Below are 23,511 nucleotides of genomic sequence, written 5' to 3' on the forward strand. Positions count from 1 at the left end.
TGTCTCCTCAGTTCTGCGACGGGAAAATGCCCTGCAGGGCAATGCTGAAATTGATGGTCAGGAATGGCTGCATGTTGGGATGGGGCTGCCCGCCGCCAGCCGTGCCGATTTCGGTCGCAATCATCGATGTCGTGTTGGAGGGCGCTCCATAAAGCTGGTTCACCGGCCCCAGATAATTGTTGGTTGCGATAACCTGATCGCCGTCTGTCGGCGAAGCCTGCGCCGTATGGATGTGGATGGGCAACTCGCCGACCGAAAGCGTGTGCGTCTGCTCGCCGCCAATCTGGCCAAGAAAATGTCCGATCCCGCCGGTATGGTTCGGCACCCGTCCCTGCAGATTGGGCAGGCCGAAATTAACGCGGCCATCGCCGCCATAGGTGGTGCCGAGCAACGAGAACAGCGCCTGGTTCTGATTGATCGGCAACAATTGGCCGTTGCAGAGCGCCCATCCCTTCGGCGCGAAGCCGAACGACATCATCCTGATTTCGGAAAGAAACGGTTCAGCCATCGGTCCACCATCCCTTTGCTATTAGAGATAGTTAGTATGCCACGGCACACCGTAGTCGATAAAAATCTTAAGGTAGGCTAGACACAAAATACACGCAAAGATCGCAGGGATGTTTCTGCATTCATACACGTTCTCAGTGTCAGATTTTTGCTCAATGTCAGATTTTTGGCAGCGCTGCCCGCCAGCCGGGGCAGCGCTTCGTCACCAGCGCGACAGGCCGGCCTTAGGCCAGCAGGCCGACGTGAATCTGCGCCAGGTGCACGGCCTGGCCATCGATCAACACATTCACGGCATCGCCGGCATGGGCACCGTCAAGCTGCGCGACGTTGACCCAGTTCGCCATGCCCGGCAGTCCGTGCGGATCGAGGGTGTCGACCTGCAGGGTTGCAAACTTGCCGCCGGCGTCCTCGACCGCGCGCACGATCAGCGCGTCGCCGAAGCCGGAGGCGTGGAACTGCGAGGTGATCGCGGAGAAGTCGAACTTGTCGCCCTGCGCAAAACTGTAGTTCTCGATCAGGGTGACCGGCGGCGGGGCCGGCGCGTGGACGTCGACATTGGCAAACACGAAAGTGTCCGGGCCCGCGGTAGCGACCAGCGTCTGGCCGCCATGGCCGGCATCGAAGGTCTGGCTTCCAGCAGGGGCCGCGACCGTCGTCGTCGAGGCCGGAGCGGGCGGCGGCGGTGCGAGCGGGTCGACAGCCTGGAACGAGGACATCGGGTCGGCCTTGCCGACGTCGGACGCAGTCGGCAGCCGGCGTTCGCCGTCGGCGAGATACATGAACATCAGGTCGTTGATGTCGGCCGGAGCCGTGGTGTCGTCGATGCCAATGATATGGCCGAGTTCATGCATCACCACGGTGAGCAGATCGACATGGCCAGCCGCTGCGTTGCTTGGATCGGTCAGCAGGTCTGTGTCGGCGGGGTTTGCGGCGTGGGGGAACTCCGAGTTGCCGGCGGGCGTCGCATCGACGAACCAGCCGTTGCCCGCGGCATTGCTGGAGACCTGGATCGCGCCCGGAGTTTCCTGTCCGAGCACGCCGTCGGACAGGTTGGCAATGCTGAAGCTCGCGGCGTGCATGGCATCGATCTGCGCTGCTGAAGCGCCTGCGGCGGTCCAATCGGCGATCGCCGCCGCGACGATCACATTCAGCTCGGACATGGTGAGGTTCATTTCACCGGGCGTCGTCGGCGACGCTTGCACGCCGCCGGCCGCGAACAGCTGTAGCGGCACAATAGGGGTCGGCGTTGTGCCGTTGAAGAAACCCCCGCCCTGGGTGGCGCCGCCACCCAGGCTCATTGCCGCAACGGCGGTATTCCCGGGGTTCTTGGCGACCAGATAGTTTGCAACGGCGGTCTGGTCGGTCGATCCACCGGCATAATTGTCGAGAAAGATATCGGCGCCAAACCGCTCGCGCACACGAATGCCGAAGCCGCCCGATGTGCTCGCCACTAGCGTGTTGTCGTGGATATTGGCATGCGCGACGTTCGAAGAGCCGCTGGCGACGCCTACGTTGAGGAGGAGTCCGTAATTTGGTCCCCCGTTGAAGGTCGAGCCGGGGTTGCTTTCGACGTTGTTGGTGACCGTCGCGTTAAGTGTGGCAGTGCTGGTGCTGGATTCTCCGTCCTGCAGACTGATTCCCACGCCGTTGAATTGAGAGAGATTATTGCCGTCGATCAGAACGGTGAGCGCGCCGCCGTTGCTGTGATTTTCGGCGCGGATCGCCGAGGATTGCGCGGCGCCGGAATCGGTGATCGCCGGATTGCCCACGGTGTTGTTGTTGATCTGTCCCTGCCACGTGCCGGAGCCGGCGCCCTCGTTCACGTTGATCGCACCGCCCTGAATGGTGCCGGTCATCGTGTTGTTCGAGATGTTGAAATTCACATGCTCGGTGCTGGGACTTGGGCTGCTGTGCCCGCCGGAAATGGTAATGCCCTCGCCAAGCGCATTCACGCCACCGCCGCCGGACAGCGTGTTGCCGGTCGCAACGATGTTCAGCGTCGCACTGTCGTCGCCGACGGTTTGCAGATGGTCGCCGTTGGTGGCGGCAAACGTGTTGTTCTGGACGTGGGCTGTGACGGTGCTGGTGCCGTTGGCCTCGATGAACAGGTTGTCGTTGCCGTTGGTGCCGGTATCGGTGTCCCGGATCGTGCTGCCCGAAACCGTCAGGTCAAGAGTTCCGCTTGAGGTCAGGATGCTGACGTTATCCTGATGGCCGCCCTTGATGACGTCGTTGGTCACATTCGCGGTGCCGGTGAGGCCGGTGAAGTAGATGCTTCCCTGGTTGACCGCGCTGCCGCCATTGGCGCCGTCCACGGTCGAGTTCGCCAGCGTGAAGCCGCCGACGGTCGTACCGTTGATGCCGTCGCCGCTGGTATTGGTGACGTGAATGTTGGTGAACGTTACGCCGGAAGTGTTGGTCAGTGAAATGCCGTCGCCGGTCGTATTCTGAATGGTGCCGCCGGAATTGTCGCCGCCCAGCGCGCTGCTGCCGCCGCCGGTGACGGCGAGATGTCCGCTGGTCCCGGTGTTGTTCAGAACGATGCCGTTGGCGGCGCCGTTGGCCGAGATGTCATGGAAGGTGACGTTGCTGGAACCGATCGTGGTGTTGTTAATGTTAAGCGCGGTGCCGGTCGTCGTTGTCAGGTGATTGGTGCCGGTGACATTGACGGTGCCGCCGCCGGTGGCAGTGAACGCATTCGACGCGCCAGTGGACAGATTGATGCCGCCGCTGAAGTCGATGGTCGAGCCGGTGTTGCTGGTCAGCGAAATGCCAGTGCTGCCGTTGCCCGAGATCGCGCCGGTGAAGCTCTGCGTGCCGCCGGTCATGCTGGAGACCGAGACGTTCGATCCGCTGTTGTCGGAGATCGAGCCGTCGTCGGTGAAATTCAGCGTTCCCGAACTCAGCGACACGTCGGAACCCGATGCGCCCGAGATGGTGCCGCCATGGGCGTGGAAGCTGCCGCTGGCGCCGTTGATCACGATGCCGTTGGTGCCGCCACCGGTGGTGACACTGGAGAGGTCGACGTTCAGCACGTTCGACGAGCCGCCGATCGAGATACCGCCGCCGGAGGCGTTGTTGATCACGCCCGACTTGGAATCGTCGATGTGGACGGTGCCGACGCTCGAGCCGGATACCGCGAATCCGGAGGTGGCGCCGAAATCGACGCCCTGGATGTTGTTGCCGCTGCCGAGAATGACGCCGCCGTCGACGACGGCGTTGGCGCCGCTGGCGGCAAGCAGCGTGGTGCCGTTGATGGTCACCCCCGCGCTCTGGCTGATTAATTGCTCGTTGTTCTCGAGCGTCAGTCCACCGGTATAATGAGCGCTCGCGGTCTCGAGGACGATGGTGTCACCCGAACCATCGACGCCGCCGGCGCCGTTAAAATGCGAAAGGCTGTTGAACGGATTCTCCGACGAACCGTCGCCGTCGGTCGCCGCGTCGGCGTTGACGTACCAGACGTGCGGCGATGCGACGTTGATGGTCACGGTGCCGGTGCCGAGGCCGACGCCCGAGGCGCCGGCGTTCTGGTCGGAGACCTGGTAGTTGAAGGAGTCCGAGCCGGTATAGCCGACCGGCGGCTTGTAGATGAAGTCGCCGTCCGACTGCATGGTCACGGCGCCGCCATGCGCGGTGGCGATGGTGCCGGCGACCACGATCAGCGGTCCCGGGCCGTCGACGTCGCTGGCGCCGCTGAGCAGGCTGGCGCTGATGGTCTTGGCGGGTCCGGTGGCGGTCTGCGCGGTGTCGGCGGGGTCGTTGACGACGAGATCGGTATTGCCGATCGCACTGTTGACGCCGTTGAAGGTGAAATTGCCCGCGACCGGCGCGTCGTTGGCGCCGGTCACCGTCACGTGCAATTCGGCAGTGGAGGTATCGCCCGGCTGGTCGCCGTGCAGCGTGTAGGCGACGTCGAACGTGGAGCTCTGGCCGTCCTGCATATGCTGGAAGTTGGCGCCGAGATTGACCACGACCTGATTGGAGCCGTTGACGCTGACCGAAATGTCGGAGGCGGTGATGCCCTCGCCGGAAGGCGCGGACAGATTGGTGACCGCCGTGGCTGCATTGACCGTCACGTTGTTCGGCGCGCCATGATCGGCGTCGAGCGTGTCGTTGGCCAGCACCGTGAAGGCGTGGCCCGACTGGTCCTCGGTCATCGTACCGGTGTCGTCGACGGCGACCGGCACGTCATTGACGCCGTTGACGGTGACGACGAGGTTGGCGCTCGAGGTCTCGCCGGCGTCGCCGGTCAGGGTATATGGCGCGGTGATGGTGGCGTGTTCGCCGAGTGCGAGCTGCTGGAAATGCGCATTGTTGAGCGTGATCTGGATCTGGTTGGCGACGATCGACGCCGTGGCGTCGGTATTGGCAAAGGTCTCGCCCCCCGGGCCGGTGACCGTGACGCCGCCCGGCCCGAGCGTGATGGTGTTGGACGCGGTATGATCGGGGTCCTGGGTATCGTTGGCGATGACGTTGAAGGACGTCGGCGCATCGTCCTCGGTCATGGTGCCGGTGTCGGCGACCGCCTGCGGCAGGTCGTCGGCGCCGTGGATGGTGACGGTCAGCGTCGCCGTGTCCTGCAGGCCGCCAGTGTCCTGGATCGTGTAGTTGAAGACATCGGTGATCGTTTCGGCCGAAGTGTGCAGCGCCTGCACCTGGGCGTCGGTCTGGTTCACCAGATAGGTATAGGAGCCGTCGCTGTTCAGCGTCAGCGTTCCGTGTGATCCGACCGTTGCAGAGTTGACCGTGCCGGTGCCGGTCGAGGCGCCTTCGGGACCGGTATGGACCGCAACCACCGTCAGCGCGTTGCTCGGATCCTGCGCATCGGTGTCCTGCACAGCGCCGGCGGAGCCGGTGCCGAGGATGACGTTGCCTGCAGGATTGGAGCCCGCGATGGAGTTGTTGAGGCCGCCGGCTTCGGTAGCGGCGAGGGAATCGTCATTCGCCACCGGCGGGGTGTTCTGCAGCACGTTGATGGTGAAGGTCTGCTGGTTATGCAGCGTGCCGTCGCTGGAATCGACCCTAACGTCGAAGCTCGGGCTGCCGGCATTGAAGATGACCTTGCTGGGATCGGCCACCGTCACGACGCCGGTTGCGGCATTGATGGTGAAGCCGCCGCCCGACGTGTCGCCGATCAGCGAGTAAGTCACCGCCGGTCCGTTGACGTCGGTCGAGGACGCGGTCAACCCGACAACGGTCCCGACGGGAGCGCCCTGCGACACCTGGTTCGCTGCGGCATTGCTGTCGACCGGGGTCGATGGCGCGACGTCGGTGACGTCGATGACGAACGCTTGCGAGTTGGACTGGGTGCCGTCGCTGGCCGTCGCGGTGACGGTGTAACTATGGCCGGCGCCGCTGCTTTCGTAATCGATCTTGGTGGAATCGGCGACGGTGATGACACCGGTCGTGGCATTGATGGTGAAGCCGCCGCCGGAGGTGTCGCCGGTCAGGCTGTAAGTCACCGCCGGGCCGTTGACGTCGGTGGAGGAGGCGGTGACGCCGACGGTCGAGCCGTTGGCCGGACCTTCGGCGATGGAGTTGGCGGCGGCATCGCTGTCGACCGGTGTTGAGGGCGCGACGTCGGTGACCGCAATGATGAAGATCTGCGAACTCGACGCCGTGCCGTCGCTGGCCTGTGCGGTGACGGTATAGGCGTGGCCGGGCGCGCTTTCGTAATCGATCTTGGTGGGGTCGGCGACGGTGACGACGCCGGTCACGGCATTGATGGTGAAGCCGCCGCCGGAAGTGTCGCCGGTCAGGCTGTAGGTTACGGCCGGACCGTTGATGTCGGTGGATGACGCAGTGACACCGACCGTGGAGCCGGCGGCCGCGCCTTCAGCCACGGTGTTGGCGCCGGCATTGCTATCGACCGGGGTCGAGGGCGGGACGTTGGCAACGGCGATGGTGAAGGTCTGCGAATTCGTCAGGGTGCCGTCGCTGGCCTGCGCGGTGACGGTATAGGCGTGCCCGGGCGCACTCTCGTAATCGATCTTGGTCGAATCGGCGACGGTGACGACGCCGGTCGCGGCATTGATGGTGAAACCGCCACCCGAAGTGTCCCCGGTCAGGCTGTAGGTCACGGCCGGGCCGTTGACGTCGGTGGACGAGGCCGTGACGCCGACGGTCGAGCCGTTGGCTGCGCCTTCGAGGACACTGTTGGCGGCGGCGTCGCTGTCGACCGGGGTCGACGGCGCGACGTCGGCAACGCCGATCGTGAAGCCGTGCGACGTGGTCTGCAGGCCGTCATTGGCCTGTACGGTGATGGTATAACTGTGGCCGGCGCCCGAACTCTCGTAGTCGATCTTGGTGAAATCGGCGACGGTGACGACCCCAGTCACGGCATTGATCGTGAACCCGCCGCCCGAGGTGTCGCCGGTCAGCGAATAGGTGGTCGCCGGTCCGTTCGGATCGAACGCAAAGGCGGTGATGCCGGCGGCGGTTCCGTTGGCCGCACCTTCCGCCACGTTGTTGGCGGCGGCGTTGGTATCGACCGGTGTCGACAGCGGCACGTCATTCACAGCGATGGTGAAGGTCTGCGAATTCGTCAGCGTGCCATCGCTGGCCTGTGCGGTGACGGTATAGGCATGGCCGGGCGCGCTCTCGTAGTCGATCTTGGTGGCATCGGCGACGGTGACGATACCGGTCACCGGGTCGATCTTGAAGCCACCGCCGGAGGTGTCGGCGGTCAGGCTGTAGGTGACAGCCGGACCATTGATGTCGGTCGAGGCGGCGGTGACGCCGACCGTTGTATTGGCAGCCGCGCCTTCCGTGACGGCGTTGGCGGCGGCGTTGCTGTCGACGGGTGCCGTCGGCGCGACGTCGGTGACGGCGATGGTGAAGTTCTGCGAACCGGATATGAATCCGTCGCTCGAATTCACCGTGATCGTGTAGGCGTGGCCAGGGGCGGTCTCGAAATCGATCTTGCCGGAGTCGGCGACCGACACCACGCCGGTCGCCGGATCGATCTTGAAACCGCCGCCGGAGGAATCGGCGCCGAGCGAATAGGTGACGGTCTGACCTTCGGCGTCGACCGAGTGCGCGGTGATGCCGACCAGCGTGTTGACGGCAGCACCCTCAGCAACGGCGTTGGCGGCGCCGTTCGAGTCGGTAGCTTGCGATGGCGGCGTATCCAGAAACGGAAGCGCGATGATGAGGCCCGGCGTACCACCGCCGGGCGGCGGAGATGGCGGCGACGGCGGAGAGGGAAAACCGGGGAACGCAGGCAGGTCGGACGCCATTAACAGAACTCCCAACTAGGTCGAATGCGTCACGCCAATCCGGGCCGCGAAGGCCTCGGACGTCGCGCGGCAAGCGCGATGCGTGAACGCGTCTGATGTTTTGATGGATAGAGCGCGCAATGTCCGCGCAGGCCGGGTCCGCTGGTGGAGCGGCCGGCGGCGAACGTTGGTCTGCGAGGCAAATCACCAGCGAATGCAATCTCGCTCGTCATTTCGGATACGCCCCACTCACACCGCGACGACAGAAAATGAATGTTCAAGAAATGCGGCCGACAGAAAATTAACCTTTTGGCAACCATGAGCGTATGAGTCGCACAACCCTGAGTCAATGTTTCCGAATTGTTAACTATATCGGCGTTCGGGTATGGTTGACGCGTGGGGGATGCGTCCCGGCCGGCGCCCGGCAACGCGGCCTCCCTGCGTCGGCACAGAATTTTCGGCGTGACGCGGCCTGGCCCCGGCCGGACGACACTTGTGTGATGTCACGTTTTCGTCATCAGATGCCGAGAGCCTGAATTGGCCCCGGAATTCGCCAAGGAATTCATGCCTGCAGGGGAACCTGCGTCCCCTTGTTGCCGCGTCCCGCCGGCGTGTTCCACGCGCAAAGCGCCTGACCGCTGATCGCCCCAGGGCCGGATTTGCATAACGATTTTGCTTGCTCCCGCGGGGTTCTTGCACAGACTAGGAACCGTTCACATCTGTGACCTCCGCCGCGGATAGTTGCGCGGCAGCGGTCTCGATCAATGACGATGTCGAGAAGTGCAGGGGAATTGGATGTTGGGCGAGATTGAGCCATCTAAATCTGGGGCGCCGGGCAAGAGCCTTCATAATATTCTTTCGCTTCGTGGTCTGCGGCCGTTGATCCCGCTGCTCGCGCTGGCGCTGACGAGCTGCGGCGACAAGCCGCCGGCACCTGCGGCCGCCGCCGCGCCGCCGGTCACGGTGGCGCAGCCGGTGAAACGCACCGTCACCGACTGGGATGAATTCACCGGACGCTTCGAGGCGGTCGAGGAAGTCCAGGTTCGCGCGCGCGTTGGCGGCTTCGTGACCTCGGTCGAGTTCCGCGACGGCGACATCGTTCGGGCCGGCGATCTGCTCTATGTGATCGACTCCCGACCGTTCGAGGCGGTCGCCGAACAGGCGTCCGGTCAGCTCGCGGATGCGCGCGCCAAGGCGGAGCTTGCCAAGCGCGATCTCGACCGCGGCCTGTCCCTGGTCCAGACCAGTGCCGTTTCCGAACAGGTCGTCGACCAGCGCCGCCAGGCCTTGCAGGCGGCGCACGCCGCCGAGACCGTGGCCGAGGGCGCGCTGAAAGCGGCGCAGCTCAATATCGAGTTCAGCCATGTGATGGCGCCGATCTCCGGCCGCGTCAGCCGCCATCTCGTCAGCGCCGGCAATCTCGTGCAGGGCAGCGAAGGCGGTTCGACGTTGCTTACCTCGATCGTCTCGATGGATCCGATCTACATCTATTTCGATGTCGACGAGGCGACCTATCAACGCAACAGCAAGCTTTGGTTCGAAGGCAAGCGGCCGAGTTCGCGCGATACGCCCAACCCGGTCCAGGTGACGTTGACCGGCGAGACCAAGCCCTCGCATGAGGGCAAGATGAACTTCATCGACAACCGCCTCGATTCTTCGACCGCGACCCTGCGCAGTCGCGCTGTCATCCCCAACCAGGATCTGTCGATCCTGCCGGGCCAGTTCGGCCGTGTGCGGCTGATCGGCAGTTCGCCCTATGAGACCCTGCTGCTGCCGGATTCCGCTGTTGCCACCGACCAGTCGCGCAAGATCGTGTTCGTGGTCAAGGAAGACAACACCGTCGAGGCCAAGCCGGTGGTGCTGGGGCCGCTCGACGAAGGCCTGCGCGTGGTCCGCGAAGGCCTCAAGGCGGAGGACCGCGTCATCGTCGACGGCCTGCAGCGCGCCCGCGTCGGCGCCAAGGTGACCCCACAGACCGCCAAAGCTCCGGCGGGTGCCAAGCCATGAATCTCGGAAGGCTTTCCATCAACCAGCCCATCCTCGCGATGGTGCTGTCGATCGTGCTGCTGATTGTCGGCGCGCTCGCCTACACCACGCTGCCGGTCTCGGAATATCCGCAAGTTGTGCCGCCGACCGTCGTCGTCACCACGCAATATCCCGGCGCCTCGGCGCAGACCGTCTCCGACACCGTCGCGGCACCGATCGAGCAGGAGATCAACGGCGTCGAGGACATGCTGTACCTCTACAGCCAGGCGACCTCGAACGGGCAGCTCACCATCACCGTCACCTTCAAGCTCGGTACCGATCTCGACAAGGCCCAGGTGCTGGTGCAGAACCGCGTCGCGATCGCGCAGCCGCGCCTGCCGGCGGAAGTGCAGCAAAACGGCGTGACGACGCGCAAGAACAGCCCCGACATCCTGATGGTCGTGTTCATGCTGTCGCCCGACGACAGTTTTGACCAGCTCTACATCTCGAACTATGCGCTGCTGCAGGTCCGCGACCAGTTGCTGCGGCTCGACGGCGTCGGCGATATCCAGATGTTCGGCGCGCGCGACTATTCGATGCGGCTGTGGCTCGATCCCGACCGCATCGCCAATCTCGGCCTGACGTCGGCCGAAGTGCTGGCGGCGATCCGATCGCAGAACGTGCAGATCGCGGGCGGGCAGATCGCGGAGCCGCCGATCGCGGACCGCGCTTTCCAGCCCAACCTCGTCTTTACCGGCCGCCTGAAAGACCAGCGGCAGTTCGAGGATATCCTGATCAAGGCCAGCTCCGACGGCCGGGTCGTCCGCCTGCGCGACGTCGCCCGCATCGAACTCGGCGCGCTGTCCTACGCCACCAACAGCTTCCTGCTGCGGAAATCGGCGGTCGCACTGCTGGTGACCCAGCGTCCCGGATCGAACGCGCTGGCCACCTCCAAGAACATCTCCGACACGATGGTGCGGCTCAAGGAGAGTTTTCCGAAAGGGCTCGACTTCAATATCGGCTACAATCCGACCGAATTCATCGCGCAATCCGTCCATGAGCTGATCAAGACCATCTACGAGGCGATGGCGCTCGTCGTCATCGTGGTGCTGGTGTTCCTGCAGGGCTGGCGGCCCGCCATCATCCCGATCATTGCGATCCCGGTGTCGCTGGTCGGCACCTTCGCGGTCATGGCTGCGCTCGGCTTCTCGATCAACAACCTCACCCTGTTCGGGCTGGTGCTGGCGGTCGGCATCGTGGTCGACGACGCCATCGTGGTGGTGGAAAATGTCGAGCGGCATCTCGAGCACGGCATGAGCCGGCGCGACGCCGCGCTCAAGACCATGGAAGAGGTTGGCGGCGCGCTGGTCTCGATCGCGCTGGTGCTGTGCGCGGTGTTCATACCGACCGCGTTCATCGGCGGCATCTCGGGGCAATTCTTCCAGCAATTCGCCGTCACCATCGCGGTGGCAACCGCGATCTCCTGCTTCTGTTCGCTGACGCTGTCGCCGGCGCTGGCCTCGCTGATCCTGGTTCCGCACGAGGACAAGCGTCCGCCCGCAAGCTGGAATGTCATCGCCCGCGGCTGGGCGGCCTTTACCGGCGTGTTCAACCGCGTGTTCGACCGGCTCTCGCACGGCTATGCGGGCGCGGCCGACTTCGTGATCCGGCATACGGCGGTCATGCTCGTGATCTATCTGGCGCTGATCGGCAGCGCCGGCTGGCTGTTGGTGACGACGTCACAGGGCTTCATTCCGGCGCAGGACCGCGGCTACGTCATCATCTCGGCGCAACTGCCCGGCGCGGCGTCGCTGGATCGCACCACCAAGGTGGTGCGCGAGATCGAGCGTATCGCGCTGGACACGCCGGGCATCGTTCGCGTCGCGGCCTTTGCCGGCTTTTCCGGCGCGACCCGCACGCAGGCTGGCAACGCCGCGGCGCTGTTCCCGGTGTTCGACGAGCCGGAGGCGCGCCTGAAGAAGGGATTGACGGCGACCTCGATCACCGGCGAGCTGCGCAAGCGGCTGTCTGCGATCCAGGGCGCTTTCATCATCGTGATCCCGCCGCCCGCGGTGCCCGGCATCGGCACCGGCGGCGGCTTTACCATCCGCGTCCAGGATCGGCAGGGCCGCGGGCCCGAGCTGCTGGCCGCCGCGACCGACGAGCTTGTCGCCGCCGCGCGCAAGTCGCCAAACCTCACCTCGGTGTTTTCGCCCTTTACCGCCAACACGCCGCAGATCTTCGTCGACATCGACCGCATCAAGGCGCAGAAGCTCGGCGTGCCGATCTCTGGAATCAACGACACCATCCAGACCTATTTCGGCTCGACCTACGTCAACGACTTCAACCTGTTCGGCCGCACCTATCACGTCACGGCGCAGGCCGACCTGCCGTTCCGCAAGGCGACCCCCGATCTGGCGCGGTTGCGCACCCGCAATGCGGCGGGCGACATGGTGATGCTCGGCAGCGTGGTCGATTTCCGCGACATCTCGGGCCCCGACCGTGTCGCGCGCTACAATCTCTATACGGCCTCCGAACTGCAGGGCGAGCCGACGCCGGGAACGAGCTCCGGCGTCGCCCTCAGCACGATCAAGCAGCTCGCCGACCAGACGCTGCCGAGCGGCTTTACCTTCGAATGGACCGATCTGTCCTATCAGCAGGTGACCGGCGGCAATTCCGGTCTCTACGTGTTTCCGATCTGCGTGCTGTTCGTGTTCCTGGTGCTGGCCGCGCAATATGGCAGCTGGAGCCTGCCGTTCGCCGTGATCCTGATCGTACCGATGTGTTTGCTGGCCGCGACGATCGGCGTGCGGATCATGGGACAGGACCTCAATATCCTCACCCAGATCGGCTTCGTGGTGCTGGTGGGACTGGCGGCGAAGAACGCGATTCTGATCGTGGAGTTCGCGCGCGACATCGAGCTCGAGGGCCGGCCGCGGCTCGAGGCCGTGATCGAAGCCTGCCGGCTACGGTTGCGGCCGATCCTGATGACGTCGTTCGCGTTCATTCTCGGCGTGCTGCCGCTGGTGATTTCGACGGGCTCGGGATCGGAAATGCGCCAGGCGGTCGGCGTCGCCGTGTTCTTCGGCATGCTTGGGGTGACGCTGTTCGGCCTGATCTTTACGCCGATCTTCTACGTCATCGTCCGCAACCTTGCCGATGGCGGGAACAAACCTACCGCGGCGTGATCGCCGCGGTAGTCCGCATGCGCCGTCAACTCGGCGTCATTCCGGGGCGATGCAAAGCATCGAACCCGGAATCTCGAGATTCCGGGTTCGCTCGCTTCGCGCGCGCCCGGGAATGACGGAACGAGCTCTCCAATACTATTGGCTGATCTGAAATAGATGGGCAGCCGCAGGGTTATGAAATATTGTTGCGCGAGATTTCTTGGGTAGAAACTGCTGGGAGGCACATATGAAATCGGGATTGTTGGCGGCCGTTGCGATGAGCGGTCTTTTGCTGGCCGGGACGGCGTCGGCGCAGGGCGTCAAGATCGGCATTCTGAACGATCAGTCCGGGGTCTATGCCGACTACGGTGGCAAATATTCGCTCGAGGCCGCCAAGATGGCGATCGAGGATTTCGGCGGCGAGGTGCTGGGTCAGAAGATCGACATCGTTTCCGCCGACCACCAGAACAAGCCGGATCTCGCCACCGCCATCGCGCGCCGCTGGTATGAGGTCGAGAACGTCGACATGATCACGGAATTGACGACGTCCTCGGTGGCGCTCGCGATCCAGGAGTTGTCGAAGGAAAAGAAGAAGATCGACATCGTCGTGGGGGCGGCGACCTCGCGCATCACCGGCGACGCCTGCACGCCGTATGGTTTCCACTGGGCCTACGACACCCACGCGCTGGCGGTCGGGACCGGCGGCGCGCTGGTGCAGGCCGGCGGCGATACCTGGTTCTTCATGACCGCGGACTACGCCTTCGGCTACGCGCTGGAGAAGGACACCGGCGACCTGGTCAGGGAAAAGGGCGGCAAGGTGGTGGGCTCGGTCCGCATCCCCCTGAACTCGTCGGACTTCTCCTCGTTCCTGCTGCAGGCGCAGAGTTCCAAAGCCAAGATCATCGGGCTTGCGAATGCCGGCCTCGACACCACCAACTCGATCAAGCAGGCGGCCGAATTCGGCATCGTCAAGGGCGGCCAGAAGCTCGCCGGCCTGCTGCTGACGCTGGCCGAGGTCCATGGCCTCGGGCTCGAAGCAGCCCAGGGTCTGGTGCTGACTGAGGGCTATTACTGGGATCGCGACGACAAGAGCCGTAATTTTGCCGAACGCTTCTTCAAACGCACGAGCCGGATGCCGAACATGATCCAGGCCGGCACCTATTCGGCGACGCTGCAATATCTGAAGGCGGTCAAGGCGGCCGGCACCAAGGATTCGGATGCCGTGGCCAAGAAGCTGAAGGAATTGCCCGTCGATGACGACTTTGCGCAGGGCGGCAAGGTGCTGGAAAACGGCCGCATGGTGCACGACCTCTATCTGTTCGAGGTCAAGAAGCCGTCGGACTCGAAGAAGCCGTGGGACTACTACAAGCAGCTCGCGGTGGTGCCGGGCGACAAGGCGTTCCCGACGGCCAAGGACTCCGGCTGCCCGCTGACGAAGTAAACGATCACCCGATCATCTGCCGCTCAAGGCAAACGCCGCGCTGGTTTGAACCCAGCGCGGCGTTTTCTGTTCAGGTCTGAAGAGTTTTCGTTCCGGCGGAGATCAGAAGTTCCGCTGGGCGCGAACCTGCAGATGCACCGTGTCCTGGTCCTTGAACTCGTAGATGGCCGAAGGCTTCGGCGAGGACGGCCCGAGCGTCGCTGCACCCGTGAACTTCTGGTCTAGGTGGAACCACTGCACTTCGGCCGAGAACGTCAGGTTCTTGACGGGAGTCCAGCGGGTGAGGAGACCAATCTGCGAGACGTTGTAATCGGGATTGCAGCTGTAGTCGGCGCTGACGGCCTTGCCGAGCGTCGTGTAGTTGGCGCAGATGAAGGCTTTTGCGGTGCCGTCATAGCGGACAGCCGAATAGCTGCCATAGAGGCTCGATGCCCAGTACGCATCCCAATTGTGGTTGAATGCGCCGCGGATGCCATAGGCCTCCGTCAGGTGCAGCGACCCGTCGCCGCCGTTCGCAACGGGGAGATACACAGCATCGGTGGTCGCACCGAAACCGACGCTCTGATAGGCGCCGGCACGGGACGTGCTGCCGAACATCGCAAAGCTTGGCGAAGCGCTGCTGGTGGCGATCACGTTCTTGGTCTCACCCTTGGCGTAGCTCACGTCCATCTTGATGTCGTCGCCGGCACCGGTCGGGATGTTCTTGATCTGCAAGGCAGCCATCACCGAGCCGCCCCATTTGGTGTCGGGATGGCCGGAGAGTTCGGACAGTCCGGTCGGCGAAGCACCCGCAGGGCCAACCGCGCCGGCCGGCACGGCGGCCGTGTTCAGGACGTTGTAGGAGCCCGAGACTTCGTGCGCAGCAGCCGAGATCTGGAACAAACCCCAGGCCTGGTCGACCCGGATGTTGCCGACGACGTCGGGAGCATGGGCGCCCGCGTAGGCATTGCTGCCACCGAGCGTGGCGCTGAGCGGGATCGACAGATTGAATACGGAGGTGCGGTCCCAGACGGTGGGGTCGTCGAGGCCGATGGTGCCCGATACGCCGTTGCCGAACTGCGCGGTGTACTGGATGTTGTTGACGCCGGTATCGGTGTTGTTGCCGCCCAGCAGGTTCGAGCTGATGTTGCCCGGGAAACCGTTCCATGGGGTCGAGTAGGCTGACGAGGACTTACCGAAGGTGAAGCCGGCGAACTGGATGAAGGCATATTCGACCGCGACATAGCCTTCGCCGGGCTGGTTCAAGAGCGAAGTATTGGTGCCGGCGGACGGCGAGGCCGTGAAGTTGGCCGGATTGACGGTGGTGCTGCCCTGCGTGCTGAACTGGAAGTCGGCCTGACCAAAGGTGCGGACCACGCCATATTCGCTGGCGGTGCGGGTATCGACGGTCAACGCCATACGCGAGCGCGAAGCAAAGTAGTCGCGATAGCGATTGCCTTGCGCGATGTCGCCGGACCACGCCGGCGTTCCGTGGATGCCGCCGTTGAACGTGGTATCGACGCGCAGATAACCGCCAAGCTTGATGCAGGTGTCGGTGCCGGGGATGTAGAAGAAGCCCGCGCCGTACAGCGAGCAGATCCGCACGTATTCGACCGCCTTGGCCTTGACGGGAAGATCGGCGGCCTGCGCGCCACTGATGGCAAGTAGTCCGGCGGCCGAGCCGAGGATGAGTTTTCTTGTTAGATGCATCGTTATTCTCCGGTGATGATCTACGCGCTGGTTCGAACGTAGATACTAACCCGGGAGATAATGGAGAACCGGAGGTTTAGAATGACAACAGCGTCATACGCTGCATTTCACGGGACGATCGTGGTTTTTACGCAACGAAACAATGAGTTAGAAAGCTAATTAAGTTATGCAATTGGTCGTTCGGCGCTTGATATGAATACCATCATACCAACCGAAGGGAACTGCCGATGCGTGGTCGAGATTCGAGCGGCGACGTTCACACCGCGCAAATGAAAACCCCGCCCGTTGGGGATCAACGGACGGGGTAGATCAGAGCAACAGCAGCGTACGTGTACGATGCATGCTGCATGATATTCACGAAATGCATGAAGGGAAGACGACATTCCTTCGTGCTCGCGCGACTGTGATAAGCGCGCATTGTCGAAGGTATCATTGGCCGCTTCGGATTCATCGCGGCCATTTGCGTTGAACCAAATGATCGTCAGACGTGAACGATGCGCCAGATAATGGCGCCGGACGCGCCAGCCCAAAGTGCAGTATTTGCGAGAGCCTGAATAAAGAAACCGGGCCCGCGTTTCTCGACCGCCTGCGCATAGCCGTGGACGTAGAGGACGCGGCCGATCACCCAGACCAGGCCCAGCCCTGCCGCAAAGGTGTCGCCGATATAGATCGCGAACAGCCACAGCGACGGCAGGAACATCGGCAGCCATTCCAGCGTGTTCATCTGCGCGCGAAACACCCGCTCGAAATCGGGGGTGCCCGAAATCGCGGGCAGCTTGACGCCGAATTTGCCGCGTGCCTGCGACACCAGAATCGAAGCGTAGGCGTAGACCAGGATCGCCAGACAGGTGACGAGCGCGGTGAAATGGTACATCGAAAGAATCCTCCCCACTGATTGTGTCGGCTTATAGCGTTTTCGAACGAAGTGAAAACCAGTTCGCGTAAAGAAGACGCGTCAAAACAAAGGTAGAGCGTGGTTCTGATGCAATCAGAACTACGCGCTAGTATCCGGTCATCTCCAGATATCCCAGTCCGGTATGGCTGCCGCCGAAGCTGATCGGGCCTTCCCAATAGGGAAAGCTGGTGCCCATCCAGCTCCGTGGATTGAGTGGCGCGCAGTCGATCGCAAACGCAAGTCGGGGAATGGTGATGCGCCACGCAGTCGGGATCCTTCGTCCCTCGATCTCGGTGAAGATCTGCGGCGTCATGGTGATGTCCGATGTGGCGAGCAGCGTCGTGCTGCCGTCGCGCGCGAACCATTTGCCCGAGCCGTAATGCTGGCCGTCGGTCTGGCGCATCCGGTACAGCATCAGCTTGTCGCCGCCGGCAAGATGCAGCGACAGCCAGTCCCATCCGGACTGGTCCGGCGCCAGCGGCTGGCTGCTCCACTCGCGGTCGAGCCAGGCTTGTCCTGTGACTTCGGCAGGCTTGTCGTCGATGACGATGCTGCCCTTCACCTGATAGTACGGCTGGCTGTAATAGTACGAGGCCTGCTCGCGCAGGGATTTGCGGCTGTAGCCGCCGTCGCCTTGCAGCACCAGCGGACGCTCCGCATCGAGGCGCAGCGTGTAGCTGAAATCGGTGCCCGCGGCGCTGAGGTCGAGAGGCGCGATAGTGTTGTCATCCGTCGCATCGCGCCCGCGCATCTCCCAGGCATCGATCCAGGCATGAAACGGAGTGGTCTCAACCCCGGCCTGGCCGACACCGCCGCGCGCGAAAGTCTGCGCATAACGATGCGTATCGGCGCGGGTGACCGCGGCGTGCCCCATCCAGATTTGCTGGTTAGCCCATCCTTCCGGCGGTCCGCCGGCTGCGACTGCCTGGCGAAACAGCGTCCACTGCGCGCCGTAGGCGGTGCCACCGCTGTCGACGAGATTGGCGGTCACGTACCACCACTCGATGCGAAACTTCGGATGCGGGCCGTGATCTCCGGGAAACGAAAACGTTTTGCCGGGGACGACAGCTCCAAATCCGCCTGTGCTTTCGCCGAGCCCGGCAAAGCCTTGCGCCAACGCCTTACTGCCGAGGCCTGAGAGCAGCGCGCCGGCGATCAGGCTGCGGCGGGTGATGGTGCCGCTACCGCTCATTGGCAAAGATCCGGATCAGGTTCGCCGGCTGCATCCGCGCCAATCGTATCACCGGCAAAGCCGATGCGGCCAGCGCCGCCGCCATCGCGACGACGACGAGCCCCAGCAATTGCAGCGGAAACACCTGGAACGGCAGCCGCCAGCCGAACGCTTTGACGTTGACGATCGCCAGCAGGCACCACGCCACCAGCAAACCGAGCGGCAGCGCCAGCAGCGTGGTGATCAGCGCCACCGACATCGTCTTCAGAAGTTCGATGACGGCCAATTTTCGTCGGGTGATGCCGATGGCCCATAGCGGCGCCAGTTGTGGCAGCCGCGAATTGGCGAGCGTCAACAGGCTGGTGAGCAGCGCGATGCCGGCGACGCCGAGCGTGAAGGCATTCAATGCGGCGGTGACGGAAAAAGTGCGGCTGAAGATCCGCTTCGATTCCGCCTTCATGGTCGCCTGATCGGCGACGTTGCGGTCATCGAGGCCGAATTTTTCCTGCAGCGCTGCGATCAGCGGCGGAATCTTTGGCGGTGCGACGCGCAAGCCCATTCGCGTCAGCGGGATTTCCGGAAAGTGCCGCGTCAATGCTGCAAAATTGACCGCGACCTGGCCTTTCGGATTGCCGTAATCCGCGTAGATGCCGACCACTTCGAGCGGCCAGTTGCCACCAGGCGCAGGCACGTCGATGCGATCGCCGAGGCCGATATGGAGACGGCGCGACAACTGTTCGCTGACGAGGCAGGTATCGCCGGGCCGCAGCCTGATCCAGGCCTTGTCGACCGATTGCAACAACGGCCAGTTGTCCCGGTAGGTCGGATGATCGGGCAGGCCCAGCACCTCGATCGGCGCGCCCGCGAGCTGGGTATCGGCGCGGCCGCCGGGCAGGATGGCCTCGACCTCGGGGCGCTCGCGCAGCCACGCCTTGATTTCGGTCGCCTGTTGATCGCTGGCCGCGCTGACATAGACATCCGCCGCCAGCCGCCCGTCGAGCCAGACCAGGAAGGTTCGGCTGAAGCTCTCGACCATGGTGGCGACGCCGACATTGACCGCGAGCGCCAGCAGCAGCGCCATCAGCGCCAGCGACAATCCCGACAGTTGCTGGCGGCTGTCGGCCCAGAACCAGATGCTAAGCGGACCTTTGGCGTAGCGCTGACCGAGCGAAAGCGCGGCTTCGAGAAACATCGGCAGGATCAGCGCCGCGCCCAGCATCAGGGCGGCGAGCACGGCAAAGCCGGCGATGAGGGAATCGCCGAACCACAGCAGGCCGCCGGCGGTCGCGAACACGGCCAATGCCGCGATGCTTTGAAACACCAGCCAGCGGCGCTGCGCCTGTTGCCAGGCCTGGGGTTGCGCGGTGGCGAGTAGCGGCAGCCGCAGTGCCTTGGCGAGGCTGGCGGCTGCGGCGGCCAGCGCACCCAAGATGCTGATGGCGATGCCGGCGATCCACCATTCCGGTTTGAGCGTCAGTTGTCCCGGAATTTGCGCGCCATAGAGCCCGCGCAAGGAGGCGGCGACGTCGGGCAACAGCGAGGCCGCAATGAAATAGCCGCACACCAGCCCGATCAATCCCGCGACCAGCGCCAGCGACACCAGTTCACCGACCAGCACCGCGTTCAGCATCCGCGCCGAGACGCCGCAGGCGCGCAAGGTGCGCAGCATCGTCAGGCGCTGCTCGAAGGCGAGGCCAACAGCCGAATTGACGATGAAGAGTCCGACAAAGAACGACAGCAGCCCGAATGCCGTAAGATTCAGATGAAAACTGTCGGTGAGGCGTTCGAGATCGCTCTCCGCGCTGGGTTCGATCAGGCGGAGCTTGTCGCCCGCGATGCTTTCCAGCGGCGCACGCTTGCCCGCGGACTTACCGATCAGCAGGCGCGACAGTTGGTCCGGCATTTTCAAAAGAGCTTGTGCGACGCCGATGTCGACCACCAGCACGCCGGGCACCAATTGCGGCTGCACGCGCAGCGGTGGCAGCAGCGCGCCGCCATTGGCCTGATGTCGCGTGCCCTCGGCGAGCTTGAGATCGGAGAGCGTCTCCGGCGCCACCAGCATTTCTCCAGGCGGCGTCATGAAGGATTGCAGGTCGGTCCTGCCGATGGCGGGCGCGCTGCCGACTTCCGCCGGTAACGTCACCGGCTCGATGCCGAGCAGGCGGAGCGAGCGGCCGTCGATCTGGATGCGGCCTTCGAGCACCGGCGATACCGGCCAGCCGGCGCGGCGCAGGTCGACAAAGAGTTGTTGCGGGAAAGTCGCGCCTGACCTGGCGACCAGCATGGCGGTGCGGGTGCCGCCGAAGGTGGCGGCTGCGCGATCGTAGGAATTGCGCGCCTGCTGGTTGAGCGCCTGCACGCCGCTCCACAGCGCGGTCGCCGAAATCAATCCGATCAGGAGCGTCGCGAGCTGCATCGGATGCCGCCGCCAGTGGCTCAGCAATACGGCCAGCGTCCACAGCGCGCGCCTCATGCGATTACCCCGGCATGAAGGTTGACCTGGCGGTCGAGCGTGGCGGCGAGCCGCGCGCTGTGGGTCACCATCAGGAAGCCGCAGCCCGAACGCGCCACCAGATCGCGCGCCAGCGCCAGCACTTCGTCGGCGGTGGCCTCGTCGAGATTGCCGGTCGGCTCGTCCGCCAGCAGCAGCAACGGCTTTGTCGCCAGCGCGCGGCCGATCGCAACGCGCTGTTGCTGGCCGCCGGATAGTTGCTCGGGATAGCGCTTGAGAAGATTCGCCAGTCCCAGCCGTTCCACCAGTTCGCGATGCCAGTCGGGATCGTGACGGCCGGCGATGCGCGACTGGAACACGAGATTGTCTTCCACCGAAAGACTCGGGATCAGGTTGAACTGCTGAAACACCAGGCCGAGCCGGTCGCGCCGCAATTCGGCCCGGCCGGCATCGCTGAGCTCGGACACCAAGGCGTCGTCCAGCCTGATCGCACCGCCGTCGGCGGCATCGAGGCCGGCGATCAAATGCAGCAGCGTACTCTTGCCGCTGCCGGACTCGCCTGTCAGCGCCACGCTCTCGCCGGCGCGGACCGTCAGATTCACCCCGCGCAGCACGGCGATTTCTTCGCCGGCGGCGCGGTAACTCTTGGTCAGGCCGGTGACATCAAGCACGACGGGATTGCCGTTGGGGATGGCCACGATGGCCGCGCCTCATAACGGCTTCTGGTATTTCAGCACGAACTCGTCGTTCGGCACCGTCGGCTGGAACACTTTCGCGTCCCGGGGATCCTCGGGATGGCGCAGGAAATCAGCTTCGGCGACCAGCTTGAAACCGGCGGCCTCGATCTCCTGCTTGAGCGTCGTCTCCTCGATCCGGTGCAGCGTCTTGGCGACGTTGACGCCGTCGCCCGGCTTGGCCGAGTGGTCGGCGATGATGAGAAAGCCGCCGGGTTTCAGCGCCGCGAACATCTTCTTGTTCATGGCGCCGCGATCGACCTCCATGTAGGTGATGTCGTGATAGGCGAAGAAGAACGTGATCAGGTCGAGGTTGGAAACATCCGGCGGGATCGGATCGTCGAAGTTTCTTACGACATGGACGACGTTCTTCATTGCGGGCTTCTGGGCGCGGATGTCGAACTTGTCCTTGACGAAGCGCTCGATCACGGCGGCGGAATCCTGGGCGTAGACGGTGCCTGTTGGGCCGACGGTGCGGGCCAGCAGCTCGGTGCTGTAGCCGGCGCTGGCCTCCATATCCAGAACCTTCATCCCGGTCTGGACGCCGGCGAAGGCCAGCATCTTGGCCGGCTGGCGGCGCTGGTCGGCCTGGCGATCGGCATCGGTCCGGTCGGGGGAGGCGACGATGGCCTCATAATCAGGTGTTTGCGCCCAAGCGCCTGATGGGGCTGATATCGCCAGCGAGACAAGCGCGCCGATGAGCAAAGTACGCCGATAGACCGTTCCGGACATGAGCATTTCCTTTTGTTTCCGGCAACATATCAGGGCAGCGGTATCAGATCACGACCTCAATCCGGCTGCGACGCGATCGTGATCCGGTTGACGGACCGATCCGGACAACGTCAGGGGGCGGCTTGCAGTTGCAGTGCACGCTGGCCCAGCCAAAATCCGCGGTTGCGTTGCCGGGAAAGCCATGGCTAGCATCGGGCAAGTCCGGCTCGACCGGACACGATAAAGCAGCAAAGATACAAAGATATCACGGGGAGAAGCCATGACCACGCAACCGACGCCCAAAGGCGCCTGGAAAATCACGTTCCTGCTGTTCTTGTTCATGCTGGTGAACTTCGCCGACAAGATCGTGGTCGGTCTTGCCGGTGTGCCGATCATGACCGAACTGAAGCTCGAGCCGGAGTCCTTCGGTCTGCTCGGCTCCTCGTTCTTCTTGCTGTTCTCGATAGCGGCCATCATTGTAGGCTTCATCGTCAATCGCATCGACACCCGTTGGGTGCTGCTGGCGATGGCGGTGATCTGGTCGCTGGCACAGTTTCCGATGGTCGGCACGATCGGCTTCACCACGCTTCTGGTCTGCCGCGTCATCCTCGGCGCCGGCGAGGGCCCCGCGGGGTCGGTCGCGGCGCATGCCATCTTCAAGTGGTTTCCGGATGAGAAGCGAACCCTGCCGATTGCGATCCTGTCGCAGGGCTCGGCGTTCGGGGTGATTCTCGCGGTACCCGCGCTGAACTGGGTGATCATCAATTATAGCTGGCATTACGCCTTCGGCGTGCTCGGTGTCGTCGGTTTGATGTGGGTGGTGGCGTGGGCGATCCTCGGCAAGGAGGGCCCGCTGGTGCAGACCGCGGCGATGGCTGCTAATGAGTCGCGCATTCCCTATTTCCAGTTGTTGACCTCGCGAACCTTCATCGGCTGCGTCGCCGCCACCTTCGGCGCCTATTGGGCGCTGTCGCTGGGGCTGACCTGGTTTACGCCCTTCATCGTCAAGGGACTCGGCTTCTCGCAGCAGCAAGCCGGCTTCATCTCGATCCTGCCATGGGTGTTCGGCGCCGTGATCGTGCTGCTCACCGGCTGGATATCGCAGGTGATGCTGACGCGGGGCTTCACCACCCGCGGCGCCCGCGGCGTGCTCGGTTCGGTGCCGCTGATCGTCGGCGGCCTAATTCTCGCCGTGCTGCCTCACGTGGCGCCCGGCGGATTGATGATTGCCCTCTTGGTGGTCGGATCAGGGTTGTGCGGATCGATCTACGTGGTCTGCGCGCCGATGCTCGGTGAGTTCACGCCGGTGTCGCAGCGCGGCGCCATCATTTCGATCTATGGCGCGCTCTACACGCTCGCCGGAATCCTCGCACCTTATGTGATGGGCGCCGTGATCCAGAACGCGGCAGCACCGCTCGACGGCTACATGACCGGCTTCACCATCAATGCCGTGGTGCTGGTGGTGTCGGGACTGCTCGGCTTGGCGCTGCTGTGGCCCAACACCGAGCGCGCCAGGCTGGCTGCAGGGCAGGAAGAGGCTCAGGCGAAATTCGCGTGAGGTA

General features: G+C 63.8%; 12 protein-coding genes. 4 read left to right on the plus strand and 8 right to left on the minus strand.

The window, feature by feature from the left end:
* Window positions 1-7 precede the first annotated feature (7 nt).
* Both BLS26_RS19590 and BLS26_RS19595 read right to left on the minus strand, forming a co-directional pair.
* Entirely contained in the window at window positions 8-508 is a 501-nt protein-coding gene (locus tag BLS26_RS19590; protein ID WP_092513809.1) for a phage tail protein, read from the minus strand.
* 223 nt (window positions 509-731) lie between these two features.
* On the minus strand, window positions 732-7,745 hold the full coding sequence (locus tag BLS26_RS19595; RefSeq protein ID WP_092513811.1) for a cadherin domain-containing protein: 7,014 nt from the start codon (window positions 7,743-7,745) through the stop codon (window positions 732-734).
* A 774-nt stretch (window positions 7,746-8,519) separates the two neighbouring features.
* Between BLS26_RS19595 and BLS26_RS19600 the strand changes: the two genes are divergently transcribed.
* The 3 genes from BLS26_RS19600 to BLS26_RS19610 all read left to right on the plus strand — a co-directional run bounded on the left by BLS26_RS19600 (window position 8,520) and on the right by BLS26_RS19610 (window position 14,297).
* Window positions 8,520-9,731, plus strand: a complete 1,212-nt coding sequence (locus BLS26_RS19600) for an efflux RND transporter periplasmic adaptor subunit (RefSeq protein ID WP_092513813.1) — start codon at window positions 8,520-8,522, stop codon at window positions 9,729-9,731.
* A complete protein-coding gene (locus tag BLS26_RS19605; protein ID WP_092513815.1) occupies window positions 9,728-12,877 on the plus strand; it encodes an efflux RND transporter permease subunit in 3,150 nt (1,049 codons plus the stop codon). The genes BLS26_RS19600 and BLS26_RS19605 overlap by 4 nt, the downstream gene beginning before the upstream one ends.
* A gap of 226 nt (window positions 12,878-13,103) precedes the next feature.
* On the plus strand, window positions 13,104-14,297 hold the full coding sequence (locus BLS26_RS19610; protein WP_092513817.1) for an ABC transporter substrate-binding protein: 1,194 nt from the start codon (window positions 13,104-13,106) through the stop codon (window positions 14,295-14,297).
* Window positions 14,298-14,399: 102 nt separating this feature from the next.
* Here the strand turns inward: BLS26_RS19610 and BLS26_RS19615 are convergent, their stop codons facing one another.
* From BLS26_RS19615 to BLS26_RS19640, 6 genes are all read right to left on the minus strand, one after another.
* Window positions 14,400-15,986, minus strand: coding sequence for a porin (locus BLS26_RS19615; protein WP_092513819.1), 1,587 nt, complete (start codon window positions 15,984-15,986; stop codon window positions 14,400-14,402).
* 481 nt (window positions 15,987-16,467) lie between these two features.
* Complete coding sequence (locus tag BLS26_RS19620; RefSeq protein WP_092513821.1) at window positions 16,468-16,860, minus strand: MAPEG family protein; 393 nt, start codon at window positions 16,858-16,860, stop codon at window positions 16,468-16,470.
* A 127-nt stretch (window positions 16,861-16,987) separates the two neighbouring features.
* Entirely contained in the window at window positions 16,988-18,073 is a 1,086-nt protein-coding gene (locus BLS26_RS19625; RefSeq protein ID WP_092513823.1) for a lipocalin-like domain-containing protein, read from the minus strand.
* Window positions 18,063-20,525: an ABC transporter permease gene (locus BLS26_RS19630; RefSeq protein ID WP_092513825.1), complete on the minus strand. Its 2,463-nt coding sequence runs from the start codon at window positions 20,523-20,525 to the stop codon at window positions 18,063-18,065. Before BLS26_RS19630 ends, BLS26_RS19625 begins: the two co-directional genes overlap by 11 nt.
* A complete protein-coding gene (locus tag BLS26_RS19635; protein WP_092518276.1) occupies window positions 20,522-21,175 on the minus strand; it encodes an ABC transporter ATP-binding protein in 654 nt (217 codons plus the stop codon). Before BLS26_RS19635 ends, BLS26_RS19630 begins: the two co-directional genes overlap by 4 nt.
* Before the next feature lie 39 nt (window positions 21,176-21,214).
* Window positions 21,215-21,970 carry a class I SAM-dependent methyltransferase gene (locus BLS26_RS19640; RefSeq protein ID WP_244541629.1) on the minus strand — a complete coding sequence of 252 codons (756 nt, stop codon included), beginning with the start codon at window positions 21,968-21,970 and terminating at the stop codon, window positions 21,215-21,217.
* 259 nt (window positions 21,971-22,229) lie between these two features.
* On the opposite strand from BLS26_RS19640, the gene BLS26_RS19645 reads away from it, so the two are divergent.
* Window positions 22,230-23,507, plus strand: a complete 1,278-nt coding sequence (locus tag BLS26_RS19645) for an MFS transporter (RefSeq protein ID WP_092513828.1) — start codon at window positions 22,230-22,232, stop codon at window positions 23,505-23,507.
* Window positions 23,508-23,511 lie beyond the last annotated feature (4 nt).

This window comes from Afipia sp. GAS231 (genome assembly GCF_900103365.1).
GTDB lineage: Bacteria > Pseudomonadota > Alphaproteobacteria > Rhizobiales > Xanthobacteraceae > Bradyrhizobium.

Coding starts and splice junctions, on each gene's coding strand:
- BLS26_RS19625 (WP_092513823.1), bottom strand. CDS start 18,073: ATGAGCGGTAGCGGCACCATCACCCGCCGCAGCCTGATCGCCGGCGCG.
- BLS26_RS19640 (WP_244541629.1), bottom strand. CDS start 21,970: ATGTCCGGAACGGTCTATCGGCGTACTTTGCTCATCGGCGCGCTTGTC.
- BLS26_RS19595 (WP_092513811.1), bottom strand. CDS start 7,745: ATGGCGTCCGACCTGCCTGCGTTCCCCGGTTTTCCCTCTCCGCCGTCG.
- BLS26_RS19610 (WP_092513817.1), top strand. CDS start 13,104: ATGAAATCGGGATTGTTGGCGGCCGTTGCGATGAGCGGTCTTTTGCTG.
- BLS26_RS19605 (WP_092513815.1), top strand. CDS start 9,728: ATGAATCTCGGAAGGCTTTCCATCAACCAGCCCATCCTCGCGATGGTG.
- BLS26_RS19645 (WP_092513828.1), top strand. CDS start 22,230: ATGACCACGCAACCGACGCCCAAAGGCGCCTGGAAAATCACGTTCCTG.
- BLS26_RS19615 (WP_092513819.1), bottom strand. CDS start 15,986: ATGCATCTAACAAGAAAACTCATCCTCGGCTCGGCCGCCGGACTACTT.
- BLS26_RS19630 (WP_092513825.1), bottom strand. CDS start 20,525: ATGAGGCGCGCGCTGTGGACGCTGGCCGTATTGCTGAGCCACTGGCGG.
- BLS26_RS19590 (WP_092513809.1), bottom strand. CDS start 508: ATGGCTGAACCGTTTCTTTCCGAAATCAGGATGATGTCGTTCGGCTTC.
- BLS26_RS19620 (WP_092513821.1), bottom strand. CDS start 16,860: ATGTACCATTTCACCGCGCTCGTCACCTGTCTGGCGATCCTGGTCTAC.
- BLS26_RS19600 (WP_092513813.1), top strand. CDS start 8,520: ATGTTGGGCGAGATTGAGCCATCTAAATCTGGGGCGCCGGGCAAGAGC.